The sequence below is a fragment of the Frankia sp. Mgl5 genome (assembly GCF_023242985.1).
GTDB classification, from domain to species: domain Bacteria; phylum Actinomycetota; class Actinomycetes; order Frankiales; family Frankiaceae; genus Parafrankia; species Parafrankia soli.
In genome coordinates this window covers 1-296 of sequence record NZ_JALKFY010000055.1, presented here as the reverse complement: position 1 = coordinate 296, position 296 = coordinate 1, and the positions used below count along the sequence as shown (strand labels likewise).

General features: G+C 54.7%; 1 protein-coding gene. It reads left to right on the top strand.

All coding sequences use genetic code 11. The features are described 5' to 3' along the window. Positions 1–296: hypothetical protein (locus MXD62_RS08340; RefSeq protein WP_248828822.1), on the top strand; the 296-nt coding region annotated here is incomplete at both ends.

The window sequence follows — 296 nt, the reverse complement described above, 5'->3', positions numbered from 1 at the left end:
GTATAAAGAAGATCTCTATCTGGCCAAACCGGAGACGCCTGCTGATTTCGTCACGGAAGGAATCTTTTTCAAAAGTCCTGATCCGGTGATGATTACGCCTGAACAGATTCAGGAGAAGAACAAAAAAGCGGGTACCCGTCCGGCTGACTGGCAACAGCGTTTGGCGGAAGCTGAGGATCCGCGTATCGATGCCCCCGGCGCTCCTGCCTCGCCAACCGGAGTAACAGCAATACGCCAGGGCAATCAGGCTATCCTTTCCTGGATATCAGGCGGCGAAGCCGACCTCTTGGGCTACC